Genomic DNA, 23,700 nt, shown 5'->3' with positions numbered 1-23,700 from the left:
GCAGTGAGGCAGACACAGATCTGAAGGGGAGTTTTGCCATGAACAGGACCATCACGTTCGCCAGTTGTGCGCTGGTTGTTGCCGGGGCGCTGATCTGGCTCGGGGTATCGCGTACCACGCCGCCGACCTTGCTCAGCGAAGTGGCGTTGCCCGACACCTGGACCGGCCAGACGCTTGAGCGTGACGGCGTAGCGGTCGCGCTGCAGTTGCGGCCGCTGGCCGATGATGGCGTGCTGCGCGAAGGTGAGTTCGCCGACGTGCAGTTCCGGGTCACCGACAAGGCCTCCGGCCAGCCACTTTCCGGTGTCGCCCCCGGCGCCTGGCTGGACCCGGAAGCCGTGGCTGCCGACCTGGCCCAGGGCCGTGACAAGAGCTGCAAATCCCGGGTCGGGGTGTTCCTCAAGTCGAGCATCGGCGCACGGCCGTTGCTGGACCTCAATAGCTACTTCCTGCTGGTCATGAACCGCGATGCGAGCATTTCGGTGGTGGACCCGTCGGTGTCGGTGGGCGGCATCACCAGCACCATGGCACGCATCGACATCAAACAGGCACCGATGGATTGGGTGACCCCACGCGATAACAAACGGGTGTTTGTCTCGATGCCCGGCGCGGGCGAAGTGGCGGTGATCGACAGCGAACAATTCAAAGTCATCGATTCGGTCGCGGCGGGCAGCAACCCGGTGCGCGTGGTCTTGCAGCCGGACGAACGCCTGCTGTGGGTGGGCAATAATGCCTCGTCAGCCGAGCAATCGGGGGTCACGGTGATCGACACCGGTAGCCTGAAAACTCTCAAACACCTGGCCACCGGCAGCGGCCATCACGAAATCGCCTTCAGCAAGGACAGCCGTTTTGCCTTCGTGACCAACCGCGACGACGGCACCGTGAGCATCATCGATATCGCCAGCCTGACCATCAGCAAACAGCTCAAGACCGGTTCGCACCCGTTGTCGGTGGTGTACTCGTCGCTGTCCGGCGCTGCCTATGTGGCCGATGGCAAGGACGGCACGGTGACCGTGGTCGACGCCAGCAGCCAGTCGGTGCGCCGGGTGATCAAGATGAAACAGGGACTTGGCCCGATGGGGTTCAGCGCCGATGGCCGTTTCGGCGTCGTGCTCAACACCCTGGAGAACCAGGCTTCGGTGATCGACGCAGCCAACGACTCGCTGATACACGAACTGGACGTGGCTGCCGAACCCTATCAAGTGGTGTTCACCAAGGCTTACGCCTACATCCGTGGGCTGGCCTCGCCCAAGGTGACGATGATCAACCTGGCTTCCCTGGGCGAAGGCCGCAAGCCGATCACCCAGGGTTTCGAAGCCGGACCCAAACCGCCACGGCTGGCCGGTGACCTGCCGCTGGCGTCGAGCCTGGCGGTGTCGCGGGACGACAATGCGGTGTTCGTGGTCAACCCGACCGACAACACCACGTACTTCTACGCCGAGGGCATGAACGCGCCGATGTCCGGCTACCCCAATCGCGGGCAAGTGGCGCGGGCGGCGATGGTCATTGATCGCAGCCTGCGCGAAGTCGAGCCGGGGGTGTACAGCGCGCGGATCCAGTTGCCATCGGCCGGGCGTTTCGACGTGGCGTTCCTGCTCAATCAGCCGAACATCATCCATTGCTTCAGCACAGTGGTGCAGGCCAATCCATCGATTGACCAGCCGCTGGGCGCGGCGAAAGTGGAGTTCCTGCTGGACAAGACCACCGCCGCCCTGGGCAGCCCGTACACCGTGCGTTTCCGCATCGTGCAGGGCAAGCAGAAGGTCGAGCGCAGCGGCGTCAAGGATGTTCAGGTGCGCTACTTCCTGGCGCCATCCTCTCGGCCTCAGATCGTCGCGGCGCTGGACGTCGGCAACGGGATTTATGAAGCACCGGTGACCCTCGACCAGAAGGGCGCCTGGTACCTGCACGTACGTGCCGCGTCGCTGGGCGCGGAATTCGGCGACCAGACTTTTGCCAGCGTCCGGGTGCTGCCCGGCGCCGCTCATTGAAGAGGGTATCGACATGAACCGATTTGCACATCGTGGACTGCTGACGCTTTGCCTGTTGGCGGTCGGTATCGGCCAGGCACTGGCTCACTCGGCCGATGAACACGCCGGCCACACACCGGCCAAAAGCGCCAGTTCGGAAAGCGCCCAGGTCAAGTTCGCCGACGTGGCGCTGGTGGACCAGAACGGCAAGACCGTGCGCCTGGAGAAAGACCTGATCAGCAACAAGATCGTGGTCATGAGCTTCATCTACACCAGCTGCACCACGGTGTGCCCGGTGGTGTCGTCGATCATGGGCAAGGTGCAGAAACAGCTCGGGGCGCGGGTCGGCACCGAGGTGCAACTGGTGTCGATCAGCATCGACCCACAGCGCGACGACGCCAAGCGCCTGAATGACTACGCGCGCACGTTCCAGAAAGGGCCGGGCTGGAGCTGGCTGACGGGCTCACCACAGTCGGTCAACGAAACGCTCAAGGGACTGGGCTCGTTCAGCGGCGACTTCAAGAATCACCAGCCGTTGATCCTGGTGGGTGACGGCAACAGTCGCCACTGGACCCGCTACTACGGTTTCACCGACCCGACGGTGTTGAGTCGTGAAGTCGAGAAACTCAGCGGCGAGCGCAACGCCCACGCCAAGCACACCGCCATTGCCATGGAGCACCAGCCATGAAAGCGCTCGCCTTGATCTTCCTGACCATGTGTTTTTGCCTGATCAGTTTTCTGGCGTTTTCCCATGAAGGGCATGAGCAGGCTGCACCGGCCGGAGCGACGGCGCCGGCAGTGGCTGCCGCACAACCGGCTACGGGAACCCGCGATGCGAAAACCTGGTTCACCGACACGCCGTTGCAGGACCAGAACGGCAACACCCTGCGTTTCTACAGCGACGCCCTGCAAAACCGCGTGGTGCTGCTCAATGTGATTTTCACCAGTTGCACCGATGCCTGCCCGTTGATCACCCAAAAGCTCAAAGAAGTACGTGAAGCGCTGGGCGACAAGGCGGACGGCGTCACCTTCATCTCCCTTACCAGTGATCCGCTGCGAGACACACCGGCGGTACTCAAGGCTTACACCTTGAAGCAGGGCGTCGATGAGCCCCACTGGCTTTTTCTTACCGGCGACAAAGCGCAAATGGACCTGGTACTGGGACGCATCGGTCAGATCATCCCGAGCCCCGAGCAGCACTCCACACAGTTGATCGTGGGTGATGTGGCCAACAAACGCTGGAGTAAAATCCGTCCTGATGCCCCGGCCGCGGCCATTGCCCAGCGCTTGCAGTTGCTGACAATGCCTGTGGCTGGCCGTTGAGTCCGCGCCATGAAAAACGCCCTCATCCTCGGCCTGCTCATTCTCGGTGGCATCAGCTGCGCCGCCCATGCATTGCCGCTGAGCCCCAGCGAAAGTGCGGGCAAGCGGTTGTACCGCGAGGGCGTGTCGGCGAGCGGTGAGCCGATCATGGCCCGGGTCGGGGCGTCAGGCATGTTGCTGCCGGCCAGCAGCCTGCCGTGCGCCAATTGTCATGGCAGCGATGGCCTGGGGCGACCCGAAGGCGGGGTACGGCCGCCGGACCTGAGCTGGTCGCGGCTGACCAGCACCTATGGCCAGCAGCACATCAATGGGCGCGCTTACCCTGCGTATACCGAAGGCACCTTGGCCAGAGCGATCCAGGAAGGGCGCGATCCTGGCAATAATCGGCTCGACCCGGCGATGCCGCGGTTCGTGCTGTCGATGAATGATCAGCGCAACCTCACAGCGTACCTCAAGCGTCTGGCCGATGAACGTGATCCGGGGCTGAACCCCGACAGCCTGCACCTGGGCACGCTGTTGCCGAGCACCGGGGCCCTGAGCGAGGAAGGCGCGACGGTCGCGGCAGTGTTGCGGGGCAGTGTCGCGCGGATCAACGAAACGGGCGGGATACACGGCCGGCAGTTGCGCCTGACCATTCTCGATCCCGGGCCTGACCGTGCCAGCGCCGAGCAGGCGTTGGACCAATTGATCGATCAGGAACAGGTCTTCGCCCTGATTGCACCGCTGGCGCCAGCGCTGGATAACGAGTTGGCACCGCGTCTGGAACATGCCGGTGTGCCGCTGATAGGACCGCTGTCACTGCAAGGCACGGCCCAGCTCAGCCGGCAGATTTTCGAACCGCTGCCGGGACTGCGTGAACAGATGATCGCTTTGGCTAATTACGCCGCCACCAGTTTGCGCGTGCTGCAAGGGCCGACGCTGATCGCCTACCCGGACGAACCCGGCCAGCGCCTGGCAGCGGAAAAACTCGCGCAATACCTGCAAGACAACGCCTGGCAAAAAGTACGCCTGCAACCTTACGAATCGGCGCAGGACGAGCTGCCCTTGGGCTCGCGTTCGGTGTTTTACCTGGGCAGCAGCGGTGGTTTCAGCCGGTTGGCCGAGCGTCTGCAAATGGCGGGGCAGGTGCCTTATCTGTTTGCCGCGTCGAATCAGGTAGCGGGTGATCTGTTGCAGGTGCCCAGCGGATTTTCCCGACGGGTGTTTCTCGCCTATCCGTTCGTGCCCAGCGATTGGACGATTGCTGGACGCTTGGCGCTGACCCAGTTGCGCGAGCGTCAGAAGCTCGGTGGCGAGCACGCGGTTCTGCAGGTCGGCGCACTCAGTTCGCTGATGCTGCTCAGCGAAGGCATGAAGCAGGCGGGGCGGGATGCCAGTCGCGAGAAATTGATCACCGCTCTGGAGGGCCTGCATGACTTCGACACCGGCCTGACCCCACTGATCAGCTTCGGACCGGGGCGCCGGCTCGGCCTGAGCGGCGCGCACATTGTCACCGTGGATCTGCCCGATCAGCGTTTTTATCTGGTTGCCCCGTACAAACCCATTGCCGCCATGCCCTGACCGGAGGCCCACCATGAGACTCAAGACTGTGCTGGTTCTGTTGATGTTGTGGGTTCCGGCTGCGTTTTGCAGCAATGGCCCGGCCGTGGCACGGGTCAATGGCGAGGAAATTTCCCAGCTACGCCTGGAGCGCTATTTCGTCGAGTACCTGGAAGATCAGGGCCGCGCGGTCGGCAGCATCCGCAATCCGAAGGCGTACAAGCAATTACGCAAGGCCGCGCTGGACGCCTTGATCGACAAAGAATTGCTTTGGCAGGAGGCGGTCAAGCGCGGCGTGGTTATCAGCGATGCCACGGTGCAAAGCCAGGTCGACCAAACGCGTCAGGCCTTCGGCGGTGCCGACGTGTTTGCCCGGCGCCTGGAGGATGCCGGTTTCGATGAAGCGGCCTACATCGAATACACCCGCCGCGACCTGGCGGCCCAGCAGATGTTTGCCGAGCTGACCAGAATCAGCGAGCCGGACGAAAAAGAAGTGCAGGCGTTTTTCCAGGCGCATCGCGCCGAAATGAACCGGCCCGAGCAAGTCCAGGCCAGGCATATCCTGATCAAAGTGCCTCAGGGTGCGGATGCTTCCACTGTTTCATCCGCGAGACTACGCTTGGAGGCAATGGGTAAACGTATCGCTGCAGGCGAAGATTTTGCCAGTGTGGCCCAGACCGGCTCCGAAGACGCTTCGGCCAGTGACGGCGGTGATCTGGGCTATTTCCCGCGCGGGCGCATGCTGCCTGAGTTCGAGGCCGCAGCATTTGCCCTGGCGCCAGGATCGGTCAGTGAGCCGGTGCGTACAGCGGTGGGATGGCATTTGATTTACGTACAGAACCGAATGGAGGCCGCCGATGTCACACAAGAGCAAGGACTTGACATGGTTCGGGCTTACCTTGCCCGACAGAAACAGGTCCAGGCTCGTCTACAGGCGCTGGCACAGCTGCGTTCCAGCAATCGAATCGAACGGGTTGACGACGATTGAGCATTCCCCAACAGTGGGGAAAAGCATCAATGCACATCCGTTCGCTTTTCCCCGCTTTTGGGGGGTGGGGCATGTGGGCGAAAGGGCATTGCGTTTAAATTCAAGGACATGAATACATAAAATTACCGGCGCTCAGCCTGGCATGAAGTGTGCGTTAGACCTATCAAGGCGCACACTCCACCAGGCTCGGTATTCGGACCTGCGGTTTCAAGGAGTCCACCTTGTTAAACAAAGTACTGGTTGTTGACGACGAACAACTTCTTGCAGAAAACCTCCAGGGTTACCTGCAGGCGCAAGAGTTGGACGTCCGGATTGCTCACGACGGTGCACAGGGAATCGCTGAAGCTAACGATTTCGCACCCGATGTGATGGTGTTCGATTACCGCTTGCCCGATATGGAAGGCTTTGAGGTGCTCGATGCCGTCCGCCAGAACAGGAACTGTCATTTTGTGCTGATCACCGGGCACCCCACCGCAGAAGTTTGCGAACGGGCGCACCAACTGGGAGTCAGCCACATCCTGTTCAAACCGTTTCCATTGGCGGAATTGGCCCGGGCAGTGCTGGACCTTCTAGGCAGGGAGCGCGAACCCAGAGCAGGTGCGAGCATTTCCGAAGGATTCGTCGAACGACGCCAGAGCAGGACCGAAAGTTTCCCGCTGCAGTTGTACGACGGTAGTTGGGTGCTTGCGGATCGCCGACGAGGTTCATCGGTCTCCACAGCGCCAGACGACGAACAATTGCTCACCGGGGAGTAGTGGCGCGACAAGACGTTCCGGCCCCCGCCGAAATAGCTCGCCGCGCCGACAGGGCTCAAAGCCCCGGGCGTTGGAGAGCAAGCCATGGACCGTCTATCACTTGTCGTCGATGCTGCGCCGCTGGACTGTGTACCGACCCGGTTTACCAGTGAGCAATTGGCCCAGGCGCGGGCACTGGCCGCCACTTCCGGCGAACGCATGCTGGATGCTCTGGGGGAACTGTCTGAACTGGCCCCGATGCCCTTCATCCACTGCCTCGGCGCCACCTTGCACTACCCGGTGCTCGACACCGACAGCCTGTTTCAATCCACCCCTGTTTTCGATCGGGTCACCCTGGCCCAATGCCTCAAGCGCGAATTCACCCTGCTGCGTCACGAAGACGCGATCATCGGTGTGTTTGCCGACCCCTTCGACACCGCACGGCTGGCCTGGATCGACGATTGCCTGCACGGCGCGGCGTTGTACCTGGTGCATGCCGACGACCTGAAAGCCTACCTGGCGCGTCACGAAGAGAGCTTCCACGCGGTCGAATCGCTCAACGCCCAGAGCGACGCCGGCGCCGAAATCGATAACCTGCAAAGTCTGTCCCTGACCAGCATCAGCGAAGACTCCAGCGTGGTCGTCAAACTGGTCAACTCGACCCTGTATGACGCGCTGAAAATGCACGCCAGCGATATCCACCTGGGCACCACCGGCAGCGGTCTGGTGATCAAATACCGCATCGACGGCGTGCTGAACAACATCAGCAAGATCCAGGGCAACGAGTTCGCTGAACAGGTGATTTCCCGGGTGAAAGTCATGGCCGAACTGGACATCGGCGAAAAACGCGTGCCCCAGGACGGTCGCTTCAAAATCGGTATCAGTGGCCGGCAGATCGACTTCCGGGTGTCGATCATGCCGAGCATTTTTGGTGAAGACGCGGTACTGCGGGTCCTCGACAAACAGGACCTGGCCGACAAGGTCTGCGGCGTGCAGCTGCAGGCCCTGGGCTTCGAAGAAGAAACCCTGCGCCAACTGCGCCGCCTCGCCGCCGAACCCTACGGCATGGTGCTGGTGACCGGCCCTACCGGTAGCGGCAAGACCACCACGCTGTACGCGATGATCACCGAGATCAACCACGGCGTGGACAAGATCATCACCATCGAAGATCCGGTCGAGTACCAGCTGCCGGGCGTGCTGCAAATTCCGGTCAACGAAAAGAAAGGCCTGACCTTCGCCCGGGGCCTGCGCTCGATCCTGCGTCACGACCCGGACAAGATCATGGTGGGTGAAATCCGCGACCCGGACACCGCGCAGATCGCCGTGCAATCGGCCCTCACCGGGCACCTGGTGTTCACCACCATTCACGCCAACAACGTGTTCGACGTGATCGGCCGTTTCACCCAGATGGAAATCGACCCCTACAGCCTGGTCTCGGCACTCAACGCAGTGTTGGCGCAACGCTTGATCCGCCTGGTGTGCGGCAGTTGCAGCACACCGTACAGCCCGAGCGAAGAAGAACTGGAAATCTCGGGGCTCGATCCGCAGCAGGTCGCTCACTACCAGTTCGTCCACGGCAAAGGTTGCGGTCACTGCCGCGGCACCGGGTATCGCGGGCGCAGTGCAATCGCCGAACTGCTGCACCTGGACGACGAACTGCGGCAAATGATCGTCGAGCGCCAACCCATTTCGAAAATCAAGGCGCATGCCTGCAAACGTGGCTTGCGCCTGTTGCGCGAGTCTGCCCTGGAACTGGTGCAACAAGGCCGGACCACTCTCGAGGAGATCAATCGTGTCACATTTATCTCGTGAGCGTTATGTCGCCGTACTCGGCGCCAGCGGTGTCGGCCTCGGCCAACGCAAGGGCAGCGAAACCCTGTGGCTGGGCAGCGTCGGCTTCATCGATGAAGGTTTCCACGCCTGGGCTGTTGCCCTGGAAACCCTCGACCGTCTGCTGGGTGAACACACCCGCGCCGGTGCGGAATTGACCGTGGTGGTTTCCGGGCACTTCAGCCGTTTTTGCCTGGTGCCCTGGAGCGATCAGATCAGCAGCCCCGATGAGCTGCGCGGGTTTGCCCAGCTGTGCTTCGAAGACCTCTACGGTGCGATGAACCAACCCTGGAGCCTGGTGCTCTCGGCTGAGCCGGCCGGTTACGACCGCATCGCGACCGCGCTGCCACAAGACTTGCTCGACCGTCTGCGCACGCTGGTCAGTGGTCGTGGCCTGCGTCTGCGCTCGGTGCAGCCGTACCTGATGGCGGCGTTCAATCACTTCGACAAAAGCTTCGACGCCGGCGACTTCCTGTTCGTCGTCGCCGAGCCAGTGCGCAGTGTGCTGCTGCTGGCACGCGAAGGCCGCTGGACGTCGGTGCGTTCGGTGGGCAGCAGCGACAGCGATGCGGCACTCACCGCACTGATCGGCCGTGAGAGCCAATTGCAGGCTTCCAGCAGTGAACGGCCACTGAACGTTTACCTGCACGCACCGGCCCGCATCGACTCGCACCCTGAAGTGCCCGGTGTGCACCTGCGCACCCTTGAAGAGGACCGGACTGCCGTACGCGATTGCCTGTACGTCATGTCCCGGGCGGTGGCCTGACATGCGCCCGCTGATGCTCGACTTTCAACCGCGCCGCCGCTCGAGCCCTCTGGGCTGGAGCCTGCTGGCCGGGGGCGTGCTGCTGGCGCTGAGCTGCATGCTGATCCAGCAACATTTGAGCGGGGAGGCCGAGCAACAGCAAGGTCACCTGCAAACCGCGCAACGTGTGCTCACCGGCGATACCGGCACCAAGGTCAGCCTGACCCCGGCCGAAACCCGCGAGCAAGCGCAGAACCTGGCCGAGATGCGCAAGGTGTCGCAACAGCTGCGCCGCCCTTGGGAACGCCTGTTCGCCACGCTCGAATCCATGCCCCGCGACAACATTGCCTTGCTGGCCCTGACCCCGGACGCCCGTAAAGGCCAGGTGCGGATCAGCGCTGAGGCACGCGACCTGGACGCGATGCTCGACTTCCACCGTCGTCTGGAAGCCAGCGACGAGTTGTCCGACGTGTCGCTGCTCAGCCACGAAATCGTCGCCAACGTGCCGGAACAACCGGTCCGCTTCAACCTGTCGGCTACCTGGGAGATCGGCGATGCAAATCCCTAGATTGATCGTCCACGAATACCTGCAAAGCCTGGGCGTGCCCGGCCTGGCGGGGCTGGTCATGCTGGTGGTTGCGCTGACCTGGGGTCTGGGCGGTTTGCTGCCGGACTGGCAGTCACTCCAGGACCTGAGTCAGCAGACCCGCGAAGCCAGCGAATACCTGGCCAAGGTCGAGGAGGGCAGCGTCGCTGCACCGGTGGTGCCGCAGCGTCAGCTTGATGATTTCCGCAGCAAATTGCCGACCCAGCCACAGGCCACCGTCGCCATCGACAAGATCTACGCGCTGGCCGCCCAGGAACGCATCACCCTGTCCCGTGGCGAATACTCGCTGGGCATTGATCCGAAGACACACCTGGCGCGCTATCAGATTCTGCTGCCGGTGCGGGGCAGCTACCCGCAACTGCGGCGCTTCATGCACGCCTTGCTCCGCCAGTTGCCGGCGGTGGTGGTCGAGGACCTGGAACTGCAGCGCAAAAAGATCGCCGACACCGACCTCAACGGCCGGATCCGCATGACCCTTTACCTGTCGAGGTCATGATGAACAGCAAACGAGTAGTGGGTTGGGTGGCTTTCTTCGGTGTGGCAGCGGCGCTGACCTGGTTGCCCGAATATTTCAAGCAGGCCGACGACGCTGACGTCGACGTGGCTGCCGTCGCCACGCCTGCCAAAGGCAAGACCTCGTCGGCCGCCAAAGCCGCCGCCGCGTCAGCACCGATCAAGGACCTGAGCCCGGCCGGCGACCTGTTTGCCGCCCGTAGTTGGAAGGCGGCGCCAACACTGGCCAGTGTCACCGAACAAGCCGTCAACGTTGCGCCGGTCGTGCAGGCCCCCACTGCACCGCCGATGCCTTTCCAGTTCATTGGCCGGATGGATGATCGCACCGACCTGCAAGTGTTTTTGCAGAACGGCGAAAAGATCTACGTCGTGCGCAAGGGGGATGTGATCGACGAAACATGGAAGATCGAGGGGATTTCCGATCTGGAACTGAGCCTGGTCTATTTGCCTCTGCATTTGTCCCAGACCTTGTCTGTGGGGAGCGCGCAATGAACAAATCCCGTTTGCTGATGAGCCTTTGCCTCTGTGCAGGGCTGGCCGCGTGCAGCTCGGCGCAGGTTGCCAAGGAAGAGGCTTCTGATCTGATCGAGCAGGGTCAGTATGAAGCCGGCCTGGCGCGGATCGAGGAAGGATTGCGCGAAAACCCTCGCGACACCGAACTGCACATCGCGCTCAACAGTGCCCGCGCCCGCGCCATCACCGCGCTGTTGACCCAGGCCGACATGGATCGCACGCAACGTGACTTTGCTTCAGCACGCATGGGGTACGGCCGGGTGCTGACCATCGAGCCGAACAACCGTCGCGCCCAGGACGCCATGCGTCAGCTCGAACACATGCGCAGCCTCGATGAAAAACTCGAACTGGCCCGTGGCGACTTGCGTCGCGGCGACATCTACGGTGCCGAGCGTCAGGTGCGGCAGATCCTCGAACTGGACCCCAACAACGAAGGCGCTCTGGAACTGCAAGGCAACGTCCGACTGGTGCAGAGCCGCAACGTGGTGGCGTATCCGCAACTGCGCACCCGCCTCGATAAGCCGGTGACCCTGGAGTTTCGCGACGCCAACCTGAAAACCATTTTCGAAGTGCTGTCTCAGGTTGCCGGTTTGAATTTCATCTTCGACAAAGACCTGCGCCCGGACATGAAAGCCACGATCTTCGTGCGTGACGTTCGCATCGAAGACGCCGTGGAGCTGCTGCTGCAACAGAACCAGCTGCACCAGAAAGTGGTGAACGAAAACACCTTGCTGATCTACCCGGACTCGCCGCAAAAACTCAAGGATTACCAGGAACTGGTCATGCGCACCTTCTACCTGACCAGCATCGACGCCAACACCGCGCTGAACATGATCAAGACCATGCTCAAGACCCGCGATGTGTTCGTCGATGAACGCCTAAACACCCTGACCATGCGCGACACCGGTGACGCGATTCGCATGGCCGAGAAACTCCTGCAATCGCAGGATCAGTCCAACCCCGAAGTGGTGCTGGAAGTGGAGGTCATGGAAGTCGCCACCCAGCGGATTCTCGACCTCGGCCTGCAATGGCCCAACACCTTCGGCGTGGTCAACAGCGACGGGTCGGCGGTGACCATCCTCGATCAGCTCAAAGGCATCAACTCCAGCCGCATCACCATCTCGCCATCGCCACAAGCCAAGATCAACGCCCAGGACAAGGACATCAACACCTTGGCCAGCCCGGTGATCCGCGTGAGCAACCGTGAGCAGGCGCGCATCCACATCGGCCAACGCGTACCGATCATCAGCGCCACGTCGGTGCCTTCGACCCAAGGGCCGGTGATCACCGAAAGCGTGACTTACCTCGATGTCGGTTTGAAACTGGAAGTCCAGCCTACCGTGCACCTGAACAACGAAGTGGCGATCAAAGTGGCGCTGGAAGTGAGTAACGCCACGCCGCTGGAGCCGACCCGCCAGGGCACGATTCCGGTCCAGGTCGATACCCGTAACGCGCAGACCACGCTGCGCCTGCATGACGGTGAAACCCAGATCCTCGCCGGCCTGATGCGCAACGACCACGGCAGCACCGGCAACAAGATTCCTGGCTTGGGTGACATTCCTGGCCTGGGCCGGTTGTTCGGCAGCAACAAGGACGACGTCAGCAAATCCGAGCTGGTGCTGTCGATCACCCCGCGGATCGTGCGCAACTTGCCGTACCAGAGCCCGTCGGACATGGAGTTCCCTACCGGCACTGAAACCAGCATGCACATCCAGGCGCCAGACCGTTCGAAGGTCGGCGTTGAAGAGGTACGGACCCATGGCATGAGCGCCCCGATCGCTACCACCGTTACCGTCGGGAAGCCTTGATCATGAACGCCTCGCAACGCGGTTTTACCTTGATCGAAGTCGTAGTGACGCTGGCCCTGATCGGCCTGCTGGCCGGCATGGCCGCGCCGCTGACCGAGACCGTGGTGCGCCGGGGTAAAGAGCAGGAACTGCGTACGGCGCTGTACCAGATCCGCGATGCCATCGATGCCTACAAGCGTGCATTCGACGCCGGCTACATCGAGAAATCGCTGAACAGCAGCGGCTACCCGCCGAACCTGCAAGTACTGGTCGAAGGCGTACGGGATGTGCGCAGCGCCAAAGGGGCCAAGTTCTATTTCCTGCGGCGCGTGCCCCACGACCCGCTGGCGCCGGTCAAGCGTGACGATGAAGGCGGCTGGGGTGTGCGCTCCTACGACAGCACGGCGCAAAACCCGCGTGAAGGCGAGGACATCTTCGATGTGTACTCCAAGGCCCGGGGCAAAGGGCTCAACGGCATCGCGTACCGGGAGTGGTGAGCATATGCGTCGGGAAAAGGGTTTTACCCTACTGGAACTGATGGTGGTCATGGCAATCATCGCGACGCTGATGACCATCGCCTTGCCACGCTATTTCAACAGTCTGGAGGCCTCGAAAGAGACCACCTTGCGCCAGAGCCTGTCGGCCATGCGCGAAGCCCTGGATCACTACTACGGCGACACCGGGCGCTATCCGGACTCCATCGAGCAACTGGTCGAGCAGCGTTACCTGCGCAACCCGCCGACTGACCCGATTACCGAACGCAAAGACGCCTGGGTCATGGTTGCACCGCCTGATGGCGTGGCCGGCGGCGTCGCCGATATCAAGAGCGGTGCCACAGGGAGGGCGCGTGATGGCAGCCTTTATTCCGAGTGGTAAGCCTGCTTCAGAAGACGGCTTCACCTACCTGGGTGTGCTGTTTCTGATCATGGTGATGGGCATGGGCCTGGCCAGTGCCGGCGAGTTGTGGTCCACCGCTTCGCGGCGTGATCGTGAACGTCAGTTGCTCTGGGTCGGCACCCAGTACGCTCAGGCGCTGCGCAGCTATTACCGCAGTTCGCCAGGCCTGGCCCAGTACCCGAAAGAACTCGCCGACTTGTTGCAGGACGAGCGTTTTCCCAACGCCAAACACCACATCCGCCAGCTGTACCCGGACCCGATTGGCGGCGGCGAATGGTTCCTGATGCGCGGCTTCGACGGACGCATCACCGGCATCAGCAGCCCGGCCACGGACAAGCCGCTCAAGCAGGCGGACTTTCCCACGCAATGGTCGGATTTCAACGGCATGGCCAGTTACAAGGACTGGCAGTTCGTGGCCGAGAAAGCCTTTATCGACGGCGCATCCGGCCCGGCCAAGGGTCAGTCGCAACAGCCACAGGCGTTGCAGCCATGAACAGATATTGCCTGGCATTGATTCTGGTGTTGAGCACCTCTGCAGCCTCAGCGGGCGAAGAGGAAGAAATGCTCGGCTTCATCATCGACGACACGATCTCGCACATCGGTCACGACTTTTACTACTCGTTCAGTGAACGCCTGCGCGCCACCAGCCCGATGGATTTCAACCTGGTGGTTCGCGAACGACCTTCGGCTCGCTGGGGCAGCCTGGTGACCGTGGAATTTCAACAACGTTTGGTTTATCGGCGCTTCCTGCCGCCGAACACCGTGGAGCTCAAGGACGAGGCTTATGACGCCGCCGACTGGGTACGCGGGCAGATTGTCCAGCGCAAGCTGGAAGCCTTGTTGCAGGACACCACGGACCTTGAGAGGGACGAACTATGAAAACGAAAACGTTCTTGCAGCGCACCGGTTTGTGCTTGCTCGGCCTCGGCAGTTACGGCCTGGTCCAGGCCACGGAGCTGGTGTACACGCCGATCAATCCATCGTTTGGCGGCAACCCGTTGAACGGCACCTGGCTGCTCAACAACGCCCAGGCGCAAAACGATTATGACGACCCGGACCTGAAGGACCGCGCCGCCCTGACCGGCACCTCGGCCCTGGAACGCTTCAGCAGCCAGTTGCAATCGCGATTGCTGGGGCAACTGCTGGACAACATCTCCACCGGCAACACCGGGAGCCTGTCCACAGACGCTTTTATCGTCAACGTCCTCGACGATTCGGGGCAACTGACGATTGAAGTGACTGACCGAGCGACCGGTGAAATTTCGGAAATCAAGGTTAATGGCCTGGCCCCTTGACGGGGAATTGGGCGGATGGGGAGCAACGGACATGAAAAAGATAATTTTGCTAGGGATGCTGTTGGCAGCGCTTCAAGGCTGCAGCCTGCGTGAGCCGATCGGTGCCGAGCAGGACACCGAAACCCCGACCCTGACACCCCGGGCGTCGACCTACTACGACTTGATCAACATGCCACGGCCCAAAGGCCGGTTGATGGCGGTGGTGTACGGTTTCCGTGACCAGACCGGACAGTACAAACCGACCCCCGCCAGCTCGTTTTCCACCAGCGTCACCCAAGGTGCGGCGAGCATGCTGATGGACGCCATGCAGGCCAGCGGATGGTTCGTGGTGCTGGAGCGTGAAGGGCTGCAAAACCTGCTGACCGAACGCAAGATCATCCGCGCGTCGCAAAAGAAACCGAACACGCCGGTGAACATCCAGGCTGAACTGCCACCGCTGCAAGCGGCGAACATGATGCTCGAAGGCGGGATCATCGCCTACGACACCAACGTCAAGAGCGGCGGGGAAGGGGCACGCTACCTGGGTATCGACATCTCCCGCGAATATCGGGTGGACCAGGTCACCGTGAACCTGCGGGCGGTGGACGTGCGTAGCGGCCAGATACTCGCCAACGTGATGACCAGCAAAACCATCTACTCCGTGGGCCGCAGTGCAGGGGTGTTCAAGTTCATCGAGTTCAAGAAACTGCTCGAGGCCGAGGTCGGCTACACCACCAACGAGCCCGCGCAATTGTGTGTACTGTCGGCGATCGAATCGGCGGTGGGGCATCTGCTGGCGCAGGGGATCGAGCGGCGCTTATGGCAGATCGCCGGGGACAACTCCCAGCCGCCGCAGAACGAGACGCTGGAACGCTACCTGAGCCAGAACAAAGTGACCCCTGAAGGCGAAGGTTCTGACCAGTAAACCGAGGCCCGGACAAGCTGCTCCCCTGTAGGAGCAAGCGTGCTCGCGATGGCGGCCCGAAGGCCGCCTCAGGAAATGGCCCTTGTCTCCCGGCCAAACCGCTCCCGATACACCGACGGTGGCACTCCGACCACACTGCGGAACGCCACCCGAAAGCTTTCCACCGAGCGATAACCACAGCGCAGGGCAACCTGCTCGGTGTTTTGATCGGTACTCTCCAGCAACTCGCGGGCCCGGCCCAGGCGTTCGTGTTGCAGCCACGTCTTGGGAGACTGGCCGCTGGCCTCAGTGAAGCGCCGCAGAAATGTGCGTTCGCTCATGGCGGCTTCGCTGGCCAGGTCGCGCACCTCCAGCGGTTCATGCAAACGCTCGCGCGCCCACTGCATGACGCGGGACAGATCGCTGCGTGGGGTAGGGCTGACCGGCGTCGGAATGAACTGCGCCTGACCACCGGTGCGTTGCGGCGACATCACCAGCCGTCGAGCGACCGAGTTGGCCACTTGGGTGCCGAAGTCCCGCGCCACCAGATGCAGGCAAGCGTCGATGCCGGCCGCACTGCCGGCGGAGGTGATCAACTGGCCTGAGTCGACATACAGCACATCCGGGTCCACCAGAATATTTGGAAAGCGTTCCGCCAATTCGCGGGTGTAGCGCCAGTGCGTGGTAGCGCTGCGACCGTCGAGCAAACCGGTGGCGGCCAGCACAAACACACCCGAGCAAATCGACAGCAAGCGCGCGCCCCGGGCGTGAGCCTGACGCAGGGCGGCGAGTAGAGCTTCGGGCACTGCAGCGCTGCGGTCACGCCAACCGGGAATGATGATGGTCCGCGCCTGCTCCAGCAGTTCCAGGCCGCCATCGGCCAGCACTTGAATGCCGCCCATGGCGCGCATCGGTCCTGGATCGACAGCGGCGATCCGATGGCTGTACCAAGGGAATTCGAACTCCGGGCGCGCGAGGCCGAAAATCTCCACGGCGATGCCGAATTCGAATGTGCACAGGCCGTCATAGGCCAGAATCGCGACCAATCCAGGGGTAGGCTGCATTTGGCGGAAAGTTCCCGGTGAGTGTCTTGTGCGCCACTTTAGCCGTAAGTCGCGGGCGGATAAAGTCTGTTCACACCCAATGACACTCTGGAGCACCACCCATGACCAGCCTGGTTCGCGAAATTCCTGCCGCCCCTTCAGCCATTGCCCTGATGCACTTCAGCAATCGCCTGACATTCGAAACCGATTGTTCCGACGTTCATGGCAGCCAAGCCGCTGGCGAAGTGGATTTTATTTTGGTGGATGTGCGCGGTCCGCTGGCGTTCGAGCGCGGGCACGTACCGGGTGCGATCAACATTCCGGGGCGACTGCTCAACGCTGAGGGCTTGGCGGCTTACCCGAAAAACAGTTTGTTCGTGGTCTATTGTGCGGGGCCGCACTGCAACGGCGCGAACAAGGCCGCGGTGAAACTGGCGGCGCTGGGCTACCCGGTCAAGGAAATGATTGGCGGCGTCACCGGCTGGCTGGATGAAGGGTTCGCGCTCAATGTGGCAACGTCGCGCCCGGTGAGCAACGTAATCGGTTGCGAGTGCTGATCTCTTAAATAGTCATCCAGCGGCACCGCAACATCCTGGCCTTTTTCTGTATTTATTTGTCGCTTCGGAATAATTGACGTGGCTGAAGCCACCATAGACTGCCGGCCACTTCGGTCCTCGTCAGCCACAAGCTGCGACCGAATGCTGCCAATCGAAGCTGCCAATAAAAGCCTCCGCACACAGGAGTTATAAATGAAGAAGCTAGTGATGTTCGGTGCCCTGGCACTGTCGATGTTGTCCCTGACCGCCGTGGCCGAAGACGCCAAACCGATCCGCATCGGTATCGAAGCCGGTTACCCGCCATTCTCGATGAAAACCGCTGACGGCAAGCTCACCGGCTTCGACGTCGACATCGGCGACGCGCTGTGCGAGCAGATGAAAGTGAAGTGTATCTGGGTCGAGCAAGAGTTCGACGGCCTGATCCCGGCGCTGAAGGTCAAGAAAATCGACGCAATCCTGTCGTCCATGACCATCACTGACGACCGCAAGAAGAACGTCGATTTCACCATCAAGTACTACCACACCCCGGCGCGCTTCGTGATGAAGGCCGGCACTGACATCAAAGACCCGCTGACCGAACTCAAAGGCAAGAAAGTCGGTGTGCTGCGCGCCAGTACCCACGACCGCTTCGCCACTGAAGTGCTGGTGCCGGCCGGTATTGAACTGGTGCGCTACGGCTCCCAGCAGGAAGCCAACCTGGACATGGTCTCGGGCCGTGTTGACGCATTGCTGGCTGACTCGGTCAACCTGGACGACGGTTTCCTGAAGACCGACGCCGGTAAAGGTTTCGCCTTCGTAGGTCCGACCTATGAAGACGCCAAGTACTTCGGCGGCGGCGCCGGTATCGCTGTGCGCAAAGGCGATAAAGAGCTGGCGGACAAGTTCAACACCGCCATCACTGAAATCCGCGCCAACGGCAAGTACAAGCAAGTGCAGGACAAGTACTTCGACTTTGACGTTTACGGCCATTAATACGCCGTAGGTGTAGGAGCTGCCGCAGGCTGCGATCTTTTAAACCTGTTAGAAGATCGCAGCCTCGTTGCACTCGACAGCTCCTACGCAAACTCTGGAGTTTTGCCATGCAACGCATCGACCATCCACTGCCCTGGAGCCACCTCGGTAGCGAGCGCACTCTCAGCGTGTTTCGTTATGGCGCGGGTACTCGCAAGGTTTATATCCAGGCCAGCCTGCACGCCGACGAATTGCCGGGCATGCGCACCGCCTGGGAGCTGAAAAAGCGCCTGGCCGAACTCGAAAGCCAGGGGCAACTGCAAGGCGTGATCGAACTGGTGCCGGTGGCCAACCCCATCGGGCTCGATCAGCACCTGCAAGGCAGTCACATGGGCCGCTTTGAACTGGGCAGCGGCAAGAACTTCAACCGCTCGTTCGTTGAACTCAGCACGCCCGTGGCGCAGTTGATCGGTGATCGTCTGGGCAGCGATGCCGAAGCGAACATCGCGCTGATCCGCCAGACCATGGGCCAGGTGCTCGATGATTTGCCGGCTCCGGCCTCACAGCTCGAAGCCATGCATCGTCTGTTGCTGCGCCATGCCTGCGACGCTGACATCACCCTCGACCTGCATTGCGATTTCGAGGCGGCGATTCACATTTATGCGCTGCCGCAGCATTGGCCGCAGTGGCGATCCCTGGCCGCGCGTTTGCGGGCGGGCGTGGCGTTGCTGTGCGAGGATTCCGGCGGCAGTTCATTCGACGAGTCCTGCTCTTCGCCGTGGTTGCGCCTGGCCAGAGCATTCCCCGAGGCAGCGATTCCGCCGGCCAACCTGGCTACCACCCTGGAGCTCGGCAGCATGGGCGACACCCGGGTTGATCAGGCACAAGCCAATTGCGAGGCGATCCTGGGCTTTCTCGCCGAACAGGGGTTTATCCTGGGGCAGTGGCCGAAGGCGCCGGATGAATGCTGCGAGGGCATGCCGTTCGAAGGCACTCAATACCTGTTCGCACCGCATCACGGCGTGGTGAGTTTCCTGCGTGAGGCGGGTGAGTGGGTGGAGAAGGGCGATGCCCTGTTTGAGGTGGTTGACCCGTTGAGCGACAAGGTCACGACGGTGTGCGCGGGCACCAGCGGCGTGCTGTTCGCGATTGATCGTGGGCGATACACGCAGCCTGGGACCTGGCAGGCGAAAGTGGCGGGACGCGAGCCGATTCGGGTGGGTAAATTGATCAACGATTGAGCTGGATGTTCGTTGGCATCGCAAAAGGCCCCATCGCCAGCAGGCTGGCTCCCACATTTGCAATGCAGTCCCCGGTGGGCGCCAGCCTGCTGGCGATGACGGTTTTAGCCACACCCGAGATGCTTCGGCCCGCTTCACAGTGTTAGGCTCTTCCCCGAATCCTGCGCACTGTGAAGGAAGGCTTATGTTGAAGATTCTCGCTCTGCTCACGCTGCTGGCATCCGCCGCTGTACACGCTCAAACCCCGCTGCAAACCGATCTGCCCCTCAAATATCTGGAGCAGGCCACCGCCGATTCTCGCGATCAACCTTTGGTGATTTTCCTCCACGGTTACGGCAGTAACGAGCAGGATCTGTTCGGCATCAAGGATGAATTGCCCAAGCCATACACCTATCTGTCGGTGCGGGCGCCGATGGTGATGCAAGAGGGCAGTTATCAATGGTTTCGCAAGAAAGGCGAAGGCGCCTACAACGGCGAGACTGACGACTTGAAGTCCAGCGGCCAGTTGCTGCTGGATTTCGTCGTTCAGGCCGCGAAGAAATATCACACCGAACCGGACAAGGTGTACCTGGTGGGGTTCAGCCAGGGCGCGATCATGTCCTACGAAGTTGCCCTGCGCCATCCTGAGGCCGTGGGCGGAATTGCCGCGTTGAGCGGGCGAATTCTGCCGGTGCTGCAGGCTGAATTGAAACCGGATGAAAAACGCCAGTCACTGGCGATTTTCATCGGTCATGGCACCGCAGACAAACGCCTGCCTCTGAGCGACGGCACCGAAGCCAACAGCCTGTTGCAAAGCGTGTCACTGGAGCCCGAATTTCACGCCTATCAGGGCGTTGGCCACAGCATCAGCGCCGAAGAAATGCAGGACTTGAACGCCTGGTTGCAGCGGCTCAACCCTTGATACTCACTTGCCGCTGACGATCTGCTTGATCAGCGTTTCGTGGGCGGCCATGTCACCGGGGCGGGAAATGACCTGAACCACCGTCATGCGCCCGCCGGACGCGGCCATCAGTGTGGTGTTGAGGGTCTGGCCGCCGCCCTGGGTGGCGGTGCTGTCGACCTGGCGCAGGCCCAAGCCGGTACTTTTCAGGGTCAGGCTTTTTTCACTGAGTTTGTTGTAATCCGCCAGCGCCTTGCGTTGTGCCGAGTCAAAATCGGCCGCCGTGCCGTCAAGAAATTCGCCGTCGTTGTCCTTGACCTTCACCCCTTCCGGCAAATTGTTTTCTGCGGCGATCACCACTGTCTTGGTGGCTTCGTTGGCGTACATGGTGCCGCTTGCGCCGGTAGGGCTGGTTGGCAGCGGATTGGCGACGAAACCCTTGGGCAGGGTGAACGTGAACTTGCCGCCCAGCATCGAAACCTTTTGGGTCTGCGCCGCTTCCTTGGCCGGCGCCTTCGCCGCCTGCGCACTCATGGCCCCCAGGCTGGCAGCCGCTGCCAACAACAGGACAACGGCTTTTTTACTCAACAGTGACATTCGAAATCTCCAGGGATGGTCGCGCGGTGGGGGGCGATCATCCCACGGAGGTTGTGAGGCGTTCCAGTGCGGGGTAACGGACGGTCATCAATGCTTCGGTGTCACGGGTATTTCTGCTTGGCGTGCAAAACGGTCAGGATCTCAACATGATCTACCACTTGGTAGACCACCAGGTAGTTCGGGTGGACAACCATTTCCCGGGTGCCGGGCAATCGGCCGGACCTGAAACTGTGGGGCATTTCAGATAGACCTTTAGTGGAAGTCACAATCGTGCTGTGCAGGGAAGCGGCGGCTATGGGGTTGAATTGCTCAATGTAATCGATGATGTCGGTCAAGGCGTCGAGAGCCGGAAGCTTCCACTTAACGAGCCGCACGGCGAGCTTTGCGCTTGACTTCCAACATTTGCTCAACCTGAGCCATGGCTTCATCGTGTGCAACGCTGGGGCGCGGATCGTCGAGCGATGCCTGTACCTTGGCACGGTACCAGCGGTCATAGCTGGCCGCTTGTTCTTCAGTGTCGAATTCTGAATCGATGGGGGACAGTTGGGCGCTCATAGTGATCTCCATGATCAATGCGTAGCAGTCTAATGATTATGCGGTTCATTGTCGTCGCGGTCGGGATGAAGTACACCCCCGATTAGCGCCGGTTGTTCACTTCACGGATCAAATGCTAAACCCCCGGCTTCCGACGGCCAACCCGAAAAACATGTGGGAGATTTCTTGGTTTTTGATTATTTCGCCACTCCTTGTGGGACCTCATCAAGGCAATAGCTCTGCAGTGACCGCTGGTCACCGCAGAGGGGACAGCCACCATCAAACCTCCCGCCGCACCGGATAACGCTCAATCACATCCAGAAACTCGATCCGCCGATCGCTGGCCAACAACTCGGGCAGCAGTTTTTCGTATGCCTGGCGATACGGTTTGCTCAGGTGACGAGCGATGAAGTCTTCTTTGCTGCAATTCCAGGTTTCGTAAAGCACCAGGGTGTTCGGTTCGTCCTGCAGTTGGTGTACCCAGGTGTTGACGAAGTCCGGCTCGGCTGACATCTGGTGCACGACTTCAAGCAAGCGTTCTCTGGTTTCGGCGAATCGTTCCGGCTTGGCCGGCAGGTAAACGATAAACGCGATTTGATCACTCATTTCATCACCCTCGAATGCCGGAAGTGCTGGATTACGCCTGGTTCTGCGGGAACAGGCTGCGACGGGTTTCTTCGTCGAATTCCGCTTTCAGGACCAGTTTCTCTTTAAGGCCGAGCGCGCGTTGGGCGGCCGGGCGGGCGCTGATTTCGTCGAACAGGCGCTTGACGTTCGGGTACGCGGCCAGGCCGTTTTCACCGAGGATGTACGGCGCGTAGTTGGCCCAGCCCCAGAGCGCCATGTCGGCGATGCTGTAAGTGTCGCCGGCCAGGTACTGATGGTCGGCCAGACGCTGGTCGAGGACGCGGTAGTGGCGTTCGACTTCCTTGAAGTAGCGGTTTTTTGCGTAGGGCAGGTCTTCCGGAGCGTGGTGCAGGAAGTGCACGGCCTGGCCGGAAAACGGCGACAGACCGGTGGCGATAAACATCAGCCAGGACAACAGTTCGGCATTCCCGGCGACGCTGGTCGGCATAAAGCGCTGATGCTTTTGCGCGAGGTGCAACAGGATTGCCTGGGAATCGAAAACCGTGGCGTCGCCATCCATCAGCGCGGGCACTTTGGCGTTCGGGTTGATGGCCAGGAATTCTGGCTGATGCTGTTCGCCCTTGAAGGTATCGACGCCAATCAGTTCGTACGGCGTTTGCAGTTCTTCGAGCAGCAGGGCGACTTTCATCGGGTTTGGCGAAGGGTGGAAAAAAAATTTCATGGTGTAGGCCTCAGTGGTCAGGGGTTTGAACTGAGGCTGATGTTGGGCGAAACCCGTTCGATTGACGTACGGGATTGTTGTCCTACTCGTTCGAAATTGTTGAAGGTGTTGTAGTCCGTGCCGGTTTTGCCAACAGGCGTTTGGTCACCCCGAGCATGGCCACTGAGACAGCGACGCCGAGAACGAATCCGGTGAGGCCCAGGCTGGGCAGGGTCAGCGTTACCACCAGGCAGAACGCCGAAAACGAATACATGCCGGTGGCCGTCGCCCGCAGCAGGGCGGCAGTAAATGCCGGGCCACGGGTTTGCTGGGAGAACACCGCCATCACGCTGCCCAGCACCGGGAACACGGCGAGCAGACCGCTCCAGCGATCGCCGACGGTACTGGCGAGCCAGGTCACCGCGAGGGTGAGCAGGGCGCCGGCCAGCATGCGCAGCAGCAGTTTGTCGGACTTCGGGGCCGGGCCAGCAAGGATCGGCTTCACCGACGGGAACAGGTAGGGCGCGGCCAAAAGCGCTGTCGCGGCGGCGAGCACGGATAGCAGCAGCGAGGGTGGAATCAGCGACAGCACCACGGCGATCACGGCCCACACCAGCAACGAAACCATCAATGCCAGTGGCCATCCCGACCGTTGGCAGACCTGCGCATAGGTCACGCAAAAGGCAATCATGGCGAACATCGCCGACAAGGCGGCCATGGCCGACTGGGCGGCAAACGCCTCGCCTTGTTCAATGGCGAGGAAAAACAGAATCGGCCCGACCACCACCGGCAACCCCGACAACCAACCCGCCACGCTTGGCCCCCAGCGTTTGCCGGCCAGGGAAATCAGCAGCAGGAAACCAGGAATCACCAGCAGTTTAAGGATCAACACGCGCACATCTCCCTCAGTGTGAGGTAGCAACGGTAACATTTCAGGCAGTAGATTGCGCTGCAGGTTCAGTGATTTTGTATACAAAAATAAAAG

General features: G+C 61.2%; 29 protein-coding genes. 22 read left to right on the top strand and 7 right to left on the bottom strand.

Annotation, left to right across the window (positions count from 1 at the left end; all coding sequences use genetic code 11):
• Positions 1-38: 38 nt before the first annotated feature.
• The 18 genes from KVG88_RS05710 to KVG88_RS05625 all read left to right on the top strand — a co-directional run bounded on the left by KVG88_RS05710 (position 39) and on the right by KVG88_RS05625 (position 15,645).
• Positions 39-1,991, top strand: a complete 1,953-nt coding sequence (locus tag KVG88_RS05710; protein ID WP_217870633.1) for a YncE family protein — start codon at positions 39-41, stop codon at positions 1,989-1,991.
• 13 nt (positions 1,992-2,004) lie between these two features.
• A complete protein-coding gene (locus KVG88_RS05705; protein WP_150703586.1) occupies positions 2,005-2,658 on the top strand; it encodes an SCO family protein in 654 nt (217 codons plus the stop codon).
• Entirely contained in the window at positions 2,655-3,293 is a 639-nt protein-coding gene (locus KVG88_RS05700; protein WP_217870632.1) for an SCO family protein, read from the top strand. Before KVG88_RS05705 ends, KVG88_RS05700 begins: the two co-directional genes overlap by 4 nt.
• Before the next feature lie 9 nt (positions 3,294-3,302).
• Entirely contained in the window at positions 3,303-4,853 is a 1,551-nt protein-coding gene (locus tag KVG88_RS05695; protein WP_217870631.1) for a cytochrome c/ABC transporter substrate-binding protein, read from the top strand.
• A gap of 13 nt (positions 4,854-4,866) precedes the next feature.
• Positions 4,867-5,820 (top strand): peptidylprolyl isomerase, encoded by a 954-nt coding sequence (locus tag KVG88_RS05690; RefSeq protein ID WP_217870630.1) that lies wholly within the window; start codon positions 4,867-4,869, stop codon positions 5,818-5,820.
• A gap of 221 nt (positions 5,821-6,041) precedes the next feature.
• Entirely contained in the window at positions 6,042-6,575 is a 534-nt protein-coding gene (locus KVG88_RS05685) for a response regulator (protein ID WP_150703582.1), read from the top strand.
• Positions 6,576-6,659: 84 nt separating this feature from the next.
• Positions 6,660-8,366, top strand: coding sequence for a GspE/PulE family protein (locus KVG88_RS05680; protein ID WP_217870629.1), 1,707 nt, complete (start codon positions 6,660-6,662; stop codon positions 8,364-8,366).
• On the top strand, positions 8,347-9,150 hold the full coding sequence (locus KVG88_RS05675; RefSeq protein WP_217870628.1) for a hypothetical protein: 804 nt from the start codon (positions 8,347-8,349) through the stop codon (positions 9,148-9,150). Before KVG88_RS05680 ends, KVG88_RS05675 begins: the two co-directional genes overlap by 20 nt.
• A 1-nt stretch (position 9,151) precedes the next feature.
• Positions 9,152-9,697 (top strand): PilN domain-containing protein, encoded by a 546-nt coding sequence (locus KVG88_RS05670; protein WP_217870627.1) that lies wholly within the window; start codon positions 9,152-9,154, stop codon positions 9,695-9,697.
• Positions 9,684-10,232, top strand: coding sequence for a GspMb/PilO family protein (locus KVG88_RS05665; RefSeq protein WP_150703578.1), 549 nt, complete (start codon positions 9,684-9,686; stop codon positions 10,230-10,232). Before KVG88_RS05670 ends, KVG88_RS05665 begins: the two co-directional genes overlap by 14 nt.
• Positions 10,232-10,741 (top strand): hypothetical protein, encoded by a 510-nt coding sequence (locus KVG88_RS05660; RefSeq protein ID WP_217870626.1) that lies wholly within the window; start codon positions 10,232-10,234, stop codon positions 10,739-10,741. The genes KVG88_RS05665 and KVG88_RS05660 overlap by 1 nt, the downstream gene beginning before the upstream one ends.
• Positions 10,738-12,570, top strand: coding sequence for a type II secretion system protein GspD (locus tag KVG88_RS05655; RefSeq protein ID WP_150703576.1), 1,833 nt, complete (start codon positions 10,738-10,740; stop codon positions 12,568-12,570). The genes KVG88_RS05660 and KVG88_RS05655 overlap by 4 nt, the downstream gene beginning before the upstream one ends.
• A gap of 2 nt (positions 12,571-12,572) precedes the next feature.
• Positions 12,573-13,046, top strand: coding sequence for a type II secretion system protein (locus tag KVG88_RS05650; protein ID WP_150703575.1), 474 nt, complete (start codon positions 12,573-12,575; stop codon positions 13,044-13,046).
• A gap of 4 nt (positions 13,047-13,050) precedes the next feature.
• Positions 13,051-13,425: a type II secretion system protein gene (locus KVG88_RS05645; protein ID WP_150703574.1), complete on the top strand. Its 375-nt coding sequence runs from the start codon at positions 13,051-13,053 to the stop codon at positions 13,423-13,425.
• A complete protein-coding gene (locus tag KVG88_RS05640; RefSeq protein WP_150703573.1) occupies positions 13,400-13,939 on the top strand; it encodes a type II secretion system protein in 540 nt (179 codons plus the stop codon). Before KVG88_RS05645 ends, KVG88_RS05640 begins: the two co-directional genes overlap by 26 nt.
• Positions 13,936-14,325, top strand: a complete 390-nt coding sequence (gene csgE, locus KVG88_RS05635; protein ID WP_150703572.1) for a curli production assembly/transport protein CsgE — start codon at positions 13,936-13,938, stop codon at positions 14,323-14,325. Before KVG88_RS05640 ends, csgE begins: the two co-directional genes overlap by 4 nt.
• Positions 14,322-14,741 (top strand): curli assembly protein CsgF, encoded by a 420-nt coding sequence (locus KVG88_RS05630; RefSeq protein ID WP_150703571.1) that lies wholly within the window; start codon positions 14,322-14,324, stop codon positions 14,739-14,741. Before csgE ends, KVG88_RS05630 begins: the two co-directional genes overlap by 4 nt.
• Before the next feature lie 31 nt (positions 14,742-14,772).
• Positions 14,773-15,645, top strand: a complete 873-nt coding sequence (locus KVG88_RS05625; RefSeq protein ID WP_150703570.1) for a CsgG/HfaB family protein — start codon at positions 14,773-14,775, stop codon at positions 15,643-15,645.
• Between the two features lie 68 nt (positions 15,646-15,713).
• On the opposite strand, the gene ftrA is transcribed toward KVG88_RS05625, so the two are convergent.
• A complete protein-coding gene (gene ftrA, locus KVG88_RS05620; RefSeq protein WP_150703569.1) occupies positions 15,714-16,688 on the bottom strand; it encodes a transcriptional regulator FtrA in 975 nt (324 codons plus the stop codon).
• 101 nt (positions 16,689-16,789) lie between these two features.
• Here ftrA and KVG88_RS05615 point away from each other — a divergent pair, with 101 nt between their 5' ends.
• The 4 genes from KVG88_RS05615 to KVG88_RS05600 all read left to right on the top strand — a co-directional run bounded on the left by KVG88_RS05615 (position 16,790) and on the right by KVG88_RS05600 (position 20,317).
• Positions 16,790-17,224, top strand: coding sequence for a rhodanese-like domain-containing protein (locus tag KVG88_RS05615; protein ID WP_150703568.1), 435 nt, complete (start codon positions 16,790-16,792; stop codon positions 17,222-17,224).
• Positions 17,225-17,416: 192 nt separating this feature from the next.
• Positions 17,417-18,196 carry an ABC transporter substrate-binding protein gene (locus tag KVG88_RS05610; protein WP_217870625.1) on the top strand — a complete coding sequence of 260 codons (780 nt, stop codon included), beginning with the start codon at positions 17,417-17,419 and terminating at the stop codon, positions 18,194-18,196.
• 107 nt (positions 18,197-18,303) lie between these two features.
• The gene (locus KVG88_RS05605) at positions 18,304-19,416 is read left to right on the top strand and encodes a succinylglutamate desuccinylase/aspartoacylase family protein (protein WP_217870624.1); all 1,113 of its coding nucleotides are present in this window, start codon (positions 18,304-18,306) and stop codon (positions 19,414-19,416) included.
• Between the two features lie 184 nt (positions 19,417-19,600).
• Positions 19,601-20,317 carry an alpha/beta hydrolase gene (locus KVG88_RS05600; RefSeq protein ID WP_217870623.1) on the top strand — a complete coding sequence of 239 codons (717 nt, stop codon included), beginning with the start codon at positions 19,601-19,603 and terminating at the stop codon, positions 20,315-20,317.
• A gap of 3 nt (positions 20,318-20,320) precedes the next feature.
• On the opposite strand, the gene KVG88_RS05595 is transcribed toward KVG88_RS05600, so the two are convergent.
• From KVG88_RS05595 to KVG88_RS05570, 6 genes are all read right to left on the bottom strand, one after another.
• Positions 20,321-20,893 (bottom strand): DcrB/PsbP domain-containing protein, encoded by a 573-nt coding sequence (locus KVG88_RS05595; RefSeq protein ID WP_217870622.1) that lies wholly within the window; start codon positions 20,891-20,893, stop codon positions 20,321-20,323.
• A 101-nt stretch (positions 20,894-20,994) separates the two neighbouring features.
• Positions 20,995-21,228, bottom strand: coding sequence for a type II toxin-antitoxin system RelE/ParE family toxin (locus KVG88_RS05590; RefSeq protein WP_318184655.1), 234 nt, complete (start codon positions 21,226-21,228; stop codon positions 20,995-20,997).
• A 25-nt stretch (positions 21,229-21,253) separates the two neighbouring features.
• Positions 21,254-21,448: a type II toxin-antitoxin system RelB family antitoxin gene (relB, locus tag KVG88_RS05585; RefSeq protein ID WP_150703562.1), complete on the bottom strand. Its 195-nt coding sequence runs from the start codon at positions 21,446-21,448 to the stop codon at positions 21,254-21,256.
• A 258-nt stretch (positions 21,449-21,706) separates the two neighbouring features.
• On the bottom strand, positions 21,707-22,033 hold the full coding sequence (locus KVG88_RS05580) for a putative quinol monooxygenase (protein ID WP_217870621.1): 327 nt from the start codon (positions 22,031-22,033) through the stop codon (positions 21,707-21,709).
• Between the two features lie 31 nt (positions 22,034-22,064).
• Positions 22,065-22,736: a glutathione S-transferase family protein gene (locus KVG88_RS05575; protein WP_217870620.1), complete on the bottom strand. Its 672-nt coding sequence runs from the start codon at positions 22,734-22,736 to the stop codon at positions 22,065-22,067.
• An 82-nt stretch (positions 22,737-22,818) separates the two neighbouring features.
• Positions 22,819-23,607, bottom strand: coding sequence for a hypothetical protein (locus tag KVG88_RS05570; RefSeq protein ID WP_217870619.1), 789 nt, complete (start codon positions 23,605-23,607; stop codon positions 22,819-22,821).
• Positions 23,608-23,700: the final 93 nt, after the last annotated feature.

Source organism: Pseudomonas azerbaijanoccidentalis (assembly GCF_019145495.1).
Taxonomy (GTDB): Bacteria; Pseudomonadota; Gammaproteobacteria; order Pseudomonadales; family Pseudomonadaceae; genus Aquipseudomonas; species Aquipseudomonas azerbaijanoccidentalis.
The sequence above is the reverse complement of the archived record's forward strand: the minus strand, read 5'-3'. Positions and strand labels throughout refer to the sequence as shown.